This is a genomic window from Kitasatospora sp. NPDC086791, from assembly GCF_040685975.1.
GTDB lineage: Bacteria > Actinomycetota > Actinomycetes > Streptomycetales > Streptomycetaceae > Kitasatospora.
On sequence record NZ_JBFBOC010000059.1, the window covers coordinates 1 to 7,442 of the forward strand.

Below are 7,442 nucleotides of genomic sequence, written 5' to 3' on the forward strand. Positions count from 1 at the left end.
GGCGGAGCGGGGGGTGGGTCGGTTGGTGTTGTTGTCGGGGCGGGGTGAGGAGGCGGCGGAGGCGGGGGAGAAGGCGGTGATGGAGTCGGGGGCCGTGTGGACGGTGGTGCGGTGCGCGTGGTTCAACCAGAACTTCAGTGAGTCGTTCTTCCTGGAGCCGGTGTTGGCGGGGGAGTTGGCGTTGCCGGTGGGTGGTGCGGTGGAGCCGTTCGTGGATGCGGAGGACATCGCGGAGGTGGCGGTGGCGGCGTTGACGGAGGCGGGGCACGGGGGTGAGGTGTACGAGTTGACGGGTCCGCGGTTGTTGTCGTTCGCGGAGGTGGCGGGGGAGTTGTCGCGGGCGGTGGGTCGTGAGGTGCGGTTCGAGGCGGTGTCGTCGGAGTCGTACCGGGGGGTGTTGGAGAAGGCGGGGTTGCCGGGTGATTTCGCGGAGTTGTTCTCGGTGATCCTGGACGGTCGTAACGCGTCGTTGGGTGATGGGGTGCGGCGGGCGTTGGGTCGTGAGCCGAGGGACTTCGCGGAGTACGCGCGGGAGGCCGCGGCCTCCGGCGTGTGGAACGTGTGACCGGTCGGCGGAGCGGCACCCGGCCGACCCGACTGGAGAGCAGTACCTGCCGCTCGTGCGGCAGTTCATCAGATCGTCGGTGCCGGGCGGCGCCGGCTCCCTGACCGTGCGACCGGCCTCGGCCGGAGGCGGTGAGGAGGCTGGTGCGCCGGGTACCGGGAGGGTCCCCGCGCTGGGCGGGGACCGGGAAGAACCGAAGGATTAGCCATGCGCTCGGACCAGACCGCGACCCCTGCTTCCTCCACCGCTCCACACTCCTTCTCCGGCCTCGCGCCGGGCGGTGCGGCCCCGGCCGGGCCCGCCACGCGCAGCAAGGCGGCCGGGCCGCTGCTGGCGGGCGCCGCCGTCGCGATGGGGTTGATGGCGGGGTTGTTCTTCGCTTTCGACGTGTCGGTGATGCCGGGCCTGGCGGCGGGTGACGACCGGACGTACGTGACGGCGATGCAGCACATCAACAAGTCGATCGAGAACGGGATGTTCGGCCTGGTGTTCGTCGGCGCCTTCGTCGCGACGGGCATTGCGGCGTGGCTGCAGCACAAGGCGGGTCGGCGGCAGGCGGCGTTGTGGGCGGCGGCGGCGACGGTGCTGTACGTGGTGGCGCTGATGGTGACGATGGGTGTCAACATCCCGCTGAACAACCAGCTGGCGGCCGCCGGTGACCCGTCGCAGATCACCGACTTCGCCGCCGTGCGGGCGAAGTTCGCCGACACCTGGGTGCCGGTCAACATGCTCCGAACCGCGCTGTGCACGGGCGCTCTGGTGGCGCTGACCCGCTCGCTGGTGCTGCACGGGCGCTCCGGAGGCTGACCGGGGGCGGCCCCGCACCGCAGTCGACGCCCCCGGCGGATGGCCGGGGGCGCTTCGGCGTGCCCCGGTCGACCCGGTGCGCGGCTGGCCGATTCCGTCCGGTCCCGTCACCCGGCGGGTCGCGGCGGGACCGGCCGGCGGAGCAGACTGGTCGGCGGCACCGGAGGTCCGACCGCAGGGGGCAGGCATGTCCGTTCGACCCGTCAGGCGCAGGACGGTCGGGAGTCTTCGGACCGCGATCGGCGCGCTCGCCCTCGCCCTGGCCGCGGGCGTCGCGGTCACGCTGCCCGCCGCACCGGCGGAGGCGGCCGGCGGTACGGGCGGCAGCACCGGGGGCAAGGTCGTCTACCTGACCTTCGACGACGGCCCGAGCCCCGCCTACACGCCCAAGGTCCTCGCGACGCTGGCCCGTTACGGGGTGCGCGCGACCTTCTTCGAGATCGGCCAGAACGTCGCCGCCCACCCGTCGCTCACCGGACAGGTGGCGAAGCAGGGCCACAGCGTGCAGAACCACTCCTGGTCGCACCCGGACCTGCGCAGGCTCTCCGCCGCCGCGGTCGACTCCCAGGTGAACAGCACGGACCGGGCCATCCGAGCCAGGACCGGCCGCACCCCGACCTGCCTGCGCCCGCCGTACGGCGCGGTCAACGGCGCGGTGCGTTCGCGCGCGGCGGCGCTCGGCAAGCAGGTCGTGCTCTGGTCGGTGGATCCGGCGGACTGGTCCCGGCCCGGCACGGCGGCCATCCGCTCGCGGGTGCTGGACACCGTCCGCCCGGGGTCGGTGATCCTGCTGCACGACGGCGGCGGCGACCGCAGCCAGACCGTGGCCGCGCTGCCGGCGATCATCTCCACGCTCAAGGCGCGCGGGTACGCCTTCGCCACCCTGTGCGGCTGAGCCCGCTCAGGGTGGCGTCGGTACCACGGGTGCCGGATCGACGGTCCGGTTCCGGCTCCGCCGGACGCCTCGGTCAGCTCTGCCCGTTGAGGACCAGCGCCCAGGCGAGGCATGCGAGGGCGCCGGTGGAGAGCAGGGCGCGCAGCACGTTGAAGCGCACCCAACGGGCCTCGAAGCGCCCGCGCACGCCGGCCGGATCGGCGATCCGCTGCGACGCCCCGGCGGCGGCCAGCTCGTCGTTCAGCGGGATGTTGACCGAACGGGTGACCCCGATCATCGCGACGTACAGCACGAGCGCGGCGATGGTCGCGGGCAGCACGTCGTGGCCGTCCGAGGGCAGGTGCAGGGCGACCGCCGCCGCCGTGGTCAGGAGGGCGCCGACGAAGCCGAGGACGAACCAGCCGTTCAGGATCGCCACGTTGACGCGCTGCATCACCTCGATGAAGGTCCGGTCCTCGACCCGCGCGAGCGCGGGCATGACCGAGCACGCGTAGGCGTAGAACAGTCCGGCGGTCAGTCCACAGGTGACAGTGGCCGCCACCAGGACGAGCGTGCGTGCCGTTTCCATCGTCGTGAGCCCCTCACTTCTCGCTGTCGGTATCGCGTGCAGCGCTGTCGCCGCGTGTCGGTACGACCCCCGTGGGCAGATCATCCGGCATTTCCGGCGATCAAGCCACCTCGATCACTCAAGAGTCTCTCAAATGACAGGACGTCAAATGATGTCCTGCCGTCTACACTTGTCGGCATGGACACTCTGACGGGACTCCTCGACGGCCCCAAGGCCCGTGGCGCGTTCCTGCTGCGGTCGATCCTCACCCCGCCGTGGTCGCTGCGGATCGAGGACCGGGCCCCGCTCTCGGTGGTGACGATGGTCCGCGGCGACGCCTGGATCCTGCCCGAGCGCGGCACCCCGCTGCTGCTGCACCCCGGGGACGTGGCGATCGTGCGCGGCCCGGAGCCGTACACCGTCGCGGACGACCCGGACACGCCGGTGGACGTGATCGTCGGCCCGGGCCAGGTCTGCACCAAGGGCGGCGTGGACGTCTCCGAGGTGATGTCGCTCGGCGTCCGGACCTGGGGGCAGGGCCGGGAGAGCGACCAGGCCTCCTCGGTGGTGCTCTCCGGCACCTACCAGGCCGAGCACGAGATCGGCCAGCGCCTGCTGGGCTGCCTGCCCGCCCTGCTGGTCCGCCCGGCCGGCACCGGCGCCGACGACACCCTGGTGCACCTGCTGGCCGCCGAGATAGGGCGCAACGAGCCCGGCCAGGAACTCGTCCTGGACCGCATCCTCGACCTGCTGGTGGTCTCCGTCCTGCGCTCCTGGCTCGCCGCCCCCGACTCCGGCGCCCCCGCCTGGTACCGCGCCCAGCACGACCAGGTGGTCGGGCCGGTCCTGCGGCTGATGCACGACGACCCGGCCACCGCCTGGACGGTCGCCGAGCTCGCCCAGCGGGTCGGGGTCTCCCGGGCCGGGCTGGCCCGCCGCTTCACCGCCCTGGTCGGCGAGCCCCCGATGGCCTACCTCGCGGGCTGGCGGCTGGCCGTGGCCGCCGACCTGCTGCGCGAGCCCGAGTGCACCGTCGCCTTCGCCGCCCGCAAGGTCGGCTACAGCAACGCCTTCGCCCTGTCCGCGGCCTTCAAACGGGTGCGCGGCGTCAGCCCGCAGGAGCACCGCCGCCTCGCCGCGACCGGCACCCCGTCGCAGCCGGTGGGCTTCTCGGGCCCGGCGGAGACGGTGATCCTGGCGGGCTGAGCCGGAGGGGGCGGGCCGAAGGGGGCGGGCCGGAGGATGGGACCCCGGCTCCCCCCGTGCGGCGCGCGATCCCGGTTCCCCCCGTTCGACGATCCGAAGAAACCTCATGACCACGATCACCACCCCCGTCACCGAGGACCTCCTCCACGGCCACCTGGACGTCGAGCGGACCGGCCGCGGCCTGCTGCCGCACCGCCTGCCCGCCCGGGCCCGCCGGCAGGTGCCCGACGAGCAGCTCGCCATGGCCGAGTCCCAGCCCTCCGGCGTCCGCCTGGCCTTCCGCACCCGTGCCACCGCGATCACCCTGCACGCCGTCCCCACCAAACGCGCCTACCCCGGCGTCCGGGAGGTGCCCGACGGTGTCTACGACCTCCTCGTCGACGGCGCCCTCACCGCCCAGGCCACCGTCCCCGGCGGCAACCTGCGCACCGTCGACCTGGCCACCGGCCGCTTCGACCTCACCGAAGGGCCGTCCGGCAGCGCACGGTTCACCGGCCTGCCCGCCCGGGACAAGACCGTCGAGATCTGGCTCCCGCACACCGAGACCACCGAACTGATCACCCTCGAAACGGACGCGCCGCTGGCCGCCCTCCCGGCCGGCGCCCGCAAACGCTGGGTGCACCACGGCAGTTCGATCAGCCACGGCTCCAACGCCACCCACCCGACCGGCACGTGGCCCGCCCTGGTGGCCAACGGCGCGGGACTGGACCTGGTCAACCTCGGCTTCGGCGGCGGCGCACTGCTCGACCCCTTCACCGCCCGCACCATCCGCGACACCCCCGCCGACCTGATCAGCCTGAAGCTCGGCATCAACCTCGTGAACACCGACGTGATGCGGCTACGGGCCCTCACTCCGGCCGTCCACGGCTTCCTGGACACCGTCCGCGAAGGCCACCCGACCACTCCGCTGATCGTCGTCTCCCCGCTGCTCTGCCCGATCCACGAGGACACGCCCGGCCCGCTCGCCCCCGACTTCAGCACCGGGACCCTCCGCTTCCGGGCCACCGGCGACCCGGCCGAACGCGCCGCCGGGCGCCTGACCCTCACCGTCATCCGCGAGCAACTGGCCCGCATCGTCGCCGAACGCCGGGCCGACGGCGACCCCGCCCTGCACCACCTGGACGGCCGCGCCCTCTACGGCGAGCCCGACCACGACGTCCACCCGCTCCCCGACGGCCTCCACCCCTCCCCGGAGGCCCACCGCCTCATCGCCGAGCGCTTCGCCGCACTGGCCCTCACCGCAGGCGGCCCGTTGGCGCCGTGACCGGCCGTCAACACCGCCCAACCCGGGCTCAACCCGACGGCGGGAGCGCCAGCGCGGTGAGGACGATGCCCCGGTGGACGCCCCACCGGCCGGTGCCCACGCCCGGACGGTGGGGATGGCGGGCGGTGAACGTGCCGTCCTGGTCGACCGTGACGGTGATCGCGGCGAGACCCGTCCAGGTGCGGGCGAGGGGGTGGACGGCCTTGTAGACGGCCTCCTTGGCGCTGAACAGGACGGTGTCCCACGGCGCGACGCCCACCGGCAGCGCGGCCAGCCGGGCCCGCTCGTCCACGGTGCTGACCAGGTCCAGCACTCCGACCGGGAGCGGCCGGGCGAGCTCGGCGTCGATGCCGAGCGACACGTGCCGACCGGTACTGGTGACCGCGCAGGCCGTGTACCCGCGGGTGTGGGTGATGCTGCCCGCGGCACCCGACGGCCACTGCGGCGCACCCCCCGGCCCGGGCAGCAGCGGCGCGGGCAGATGGCCCAGCTCGGCCAGGGCCCGTCGGGCGAGCGTCCGGGCGGTCGTGAACTGCTGCCGGCGGCGCGGCGACCGGTCCCGGATGTAGGCCGCCTCCGAGGGATGGAGACGGCCCGCATCCAGGACCCCGAACGCCTCGGCGCAGTGGACGTACGGCGGCAGCAGCGCGGCCAGGACGCCGGCGGGAGCGGTGGTGGTCACGGCGGGGTCAGCGCCCCGCCAGGACCAGCGTGTGGGCGTGGTGGGCGATGCGCCCGGGGTTCTCCAGCGGGACCATGTGCCCGACGCCGGGGACCTCGTACAGCGTCGCCTGCGGAAGGGCGGTGGCGAGCTCCCGGCTGAAGCTCGGCTTGACGATCTTGTCCTCGGTGCCGGTGATCACCGCGGTGGGCACGGCGATCCGGGCCAGCCCGGCCCGCTGGTCCATCTCCTGCGTGGACGCGAAGCAGGTCGCACGGGTCTGCGGCAAGGTGCTGGCGAAGAGCCGGCGGTTGGCCTCCCGGGCCTCCAGGGTGGCGCGCGGCCCGTGGGTCTGGGCGAGCAGCTTGCGGCCCAGCCAGGGCGTCCGCAGCGCACGGCTGAACAGCCCGGAACCCATCATCTTCACCTCGTTCGCCGGGGTGTTCTGCCCGTGCGAAGCCGTGGAGACGAGCACCAGCCCGGCAAGCCGGCCGTCCGCACCGGCCGGACGGGAAGCGGACAACCGCGCCGCCCAGGCCAGTGCCGCATAGCCGCCACCCGAATGCCCGACCAGCACGACGGGCCGCTCCGGCGTCGTCAGCGTCCCGATCACGGTGTCCAGGTCCCGCGCCAGCCGCTCGATGCTGATCGGCTCCCGCCCGACCGTGGACGAGGCGTGCCCACGCTGGTCGTACGCGGCGACGGTGTGACCGGCCGCGGCCAACTGCTGCGCGGTGCTGTGCCAGACGGTCCGGGAGGCGGCCCACCCGTGGACGAGAACGACCAACGGCCGGGTCGGGTCCGGCGTCTCGGGCTGGTGGACCGTGATGGCCAGACGCGCGAAGTCGTCCGTGGTCGCGCTGTGGTCGGTGGCGGTGACGGCGTGCTCGGCCGGCAGGGCGGGAATTTCGGCGACGATCTGCATGGGGGTCCTCCTCCTTTTTGTTTTCTCTGTTTCTGTTTGTTCTGTTGTTTATTGGTGGTTGTTGGTGAGGTGGTGGTGGAGGTTGGTGAGGGCGTGTTGGGTGGCGGTGGTGTGTTTGGTGGTGAGGTTGGTGAGTTTGTGGAGGAGTTTGGGCCAGTGGTGGGGTGTGGTGGTGAAGGTGATGGTGAGGAGGGTGTGGGTGGTGTTGTGGGGGGTGAGGGTGTAGGTGGTGGTGCCGTGGAAGTGGCCGGTGTGGGTCTGGGTGAGGGTGTGGTGGGGGGTGATGTGGGTGGTGGTGCTGGTGAAGCGGAGTTTGGGGCCGGGTTTGCCGATTCCGGCGGGGTGGACGGTGGTGTGGGTGGTGCCGTTGGGGGTGTGGGGTGGGGTGGGTCCGGGGGTGTGGGTGTTGTGGGGGTGCCACCAGGTGGTTTTGCCGTTGAGTTCGTTGATGATGGCGTTCCAGACGGTGGTGGTGGGGTGGGGGAGGATGGTGTGGTCGGTGTGGTGGATGGCGTGCATGGTTTTCCTTTCGCTGGTGTTGTGGGGGGTGGGGTTGGGGCGGGTGGGTGGTG

Annotated in this window: 9 protein-coding genes; 5 read left to right on the plus strand and 4 right to left on the minus strand. The window is 72.8% G+C overall.

Annotation, left to right across the window (positions count from 1 at the left end; translation table 11 throughout):
- From AB0Q99_RS34010 to AB0Q99_RS34020, 3 genes are all read left to right on the plus strand, one after another.
- The coding region (locus AB0Q99_RS34010; protein WP_363578089.1) for an NmrA family transcriptional regulator at positions 1-565 on the plus strand (565 nt) is incomplete at its 5' end.
- A gap of 207 nt (positions 566-772) precedes the next feature.
- Positions 773-1,372, plus strand: coding sequence for an anthrone oxygenase family protein (locus AB0Q99_RS34015; protein WP_363578091.1), 600 nt, complete (start codon positions 773-775; stop codon positions 1,370-1,372).
- 187 nt (positions 1,373-1,559) lie between these two features.
- Positions 1,560-2,267 (plus strand): polysaccharide deacetylase family protein, encoded by a 708-nt coding sequence (locus AB0Q99_RS34020; RefSeq protein ID WP_363578093.1) that lies wholly within the window; start codon positions 1,560-1,562, stop codon positions 2,265-2,267.
- A gap of 73 nt (positions 2,268-2,340) precedes the next feature.
- Here AB0Q99_RS34020 and AB0Q99_RS34025 read toward each other — a convergent pair whose 3' ends face one another.
- A complete protein-coding gene (locus AB0Q99_RS34025) occupies positions 2,341-2,835 on the minus strand; it encodes an anthrone oxygenase family protein (protein WP_363578095.1) in 495 nt (164 codons plus the stop codon).
- 177 nt (positions 2,836-3,012) lie between these two features.
- On the opposite strand from AB0Q99_RS34025, the gene AB0Q99_RS34030 reads away from it, so the two are divergent.
- Both AB0Q99_RS34030 and AB0Q99_RS34035 read left to right on the plus strand, forming a co-directional pair.
- Positions 3,013-4,020 (plus strand): AraC family transcriptional regulator, encoded by a 1,008-nt coding sequence (locus AB0Q99_RS34030; RefSeq protein WP_363578097.1) that lies wholly within the window; start codon positions 3,013-3,015, stop codon positions 4,018-4,020.
- 106 nt (positions 4,021-4,126) lie between these two features.
- Positions 4,127-5,284 carry a GDSL-type esterase/lipase family protein gene (locus AB0Q99_RS34035; protein ID WP_363578099.1) on the plus strand — a complete coding sequence of 386 codons (1,158 nt, stop codon included), beginning with the start codon at positions 4,127-4,129 and terminating at the stop codon, positions 5,282-5,284.
- A gap of 28 nt (positions 5,285-5,312) precedes the next feature.
- Here AB0Q99_RS34035 and AB0Q99_RS34040 read toward each other — a convergent pair whose 3' ends face one another.
- The 3 genes from AB0Q99_RS34040 to AB0Q99_RS34050 are packed head-to-tail and all read right to left on the minus strand — an operon-like array spanning position 5,313 to position 7,389.
- Positions 5,313-5,966: a 4'-phosphopantetheinyl transferase superfamily protein gene (locus tag AB0Q99_RS34040; protein ID WP_363578101.1), complete on the minus strand. Its 654-nt coding sequence runs from the start codon at positions 5,964-5,966 to the stop codon at positions 5,313-5,315.
- A gap of 7 nt (positions 5,967-5,973) precedes the next feature.
- On the minus strand, positions 5,974-6,870 hold the full coding sequence (locus AB0Q99_RS34045) for an alpha/beta hydrolase (protein WP_363578103.1): 897 nt from the start codon (positions 6,868-6,870) through the stop codon (positions 5,974-5,976).
- Positions 6,871-6,918: 48 nt separating this feature from the next.
- Complete coding sequence (locus tag AB0Q99_RS34050; RefSeq protein WP_363578105.1) at positions 6,919-7,389, minus strand: hypothetical protein; 471 nt, start codon at positions 7,387-7,389, stop codon at positions 6,919-6,921.
- Between the last annotated feature and the right edge of the window lie 53 nt (positions 7,390-7,442).

What these genes read in the sequence shown, in the direction of transcription:
- AB0Q99_RS34020 (WP_363578093.1), top strand. Translation starts at nt 1,560, where the DNA reads ATGTCCGTTCGACCCGTCAGGCGCAGGACGGTCGGGAGTCTTCGGACC.
- AB0Q99_RS34045 (WP_363578103.1), bottom strand. Translation starts at nt 6,870, where the DNA reads ATGCAGATCGTCGCCGAAATTCCCGCCCTGCCGGCCGAGCACGCCGTC.
- AB0Q99_RS34050 (WP_363578105.1), bottom strand. Translation starts at nt 7,389, where the DNA reads ATGCACGCCATCCACCACACCGACCACACCATCCTCCCCCACCCCACC.
- AB0Q99_RS34025 (WP_363578095.1), bottom strand. Translation starts at nt 2,835, where the DNA reads ATGGAAACGGCACGCACGCTCGTCCTGGTGGCGGCCACTGTCACCTGT.
- AB0Q99_RS34015 (WP_363578091.1), top strand. Translation starts at nt 773, where the DNA reads ATGCGCTCGGACCAGACCGCGACCCCTGCTTCCTCCACCGCTCCACAC.
- AB0Q99_RS34030 (WP_363578097.1), top strand. Translation starts at nt 3,013, where the DNA reads ATGGACACTCTGACGGGACTCCTCGACGGCCCCAAGGCCCGTGGCGCG.
- AB0Q99_RS34035 (WP_363578099.1), top strand. Translation starts at nt 4,127, where the DNA reads ATGACCACGATCACCACCCCCGTCACCGAGGACCTCCTCCACGGCCAC.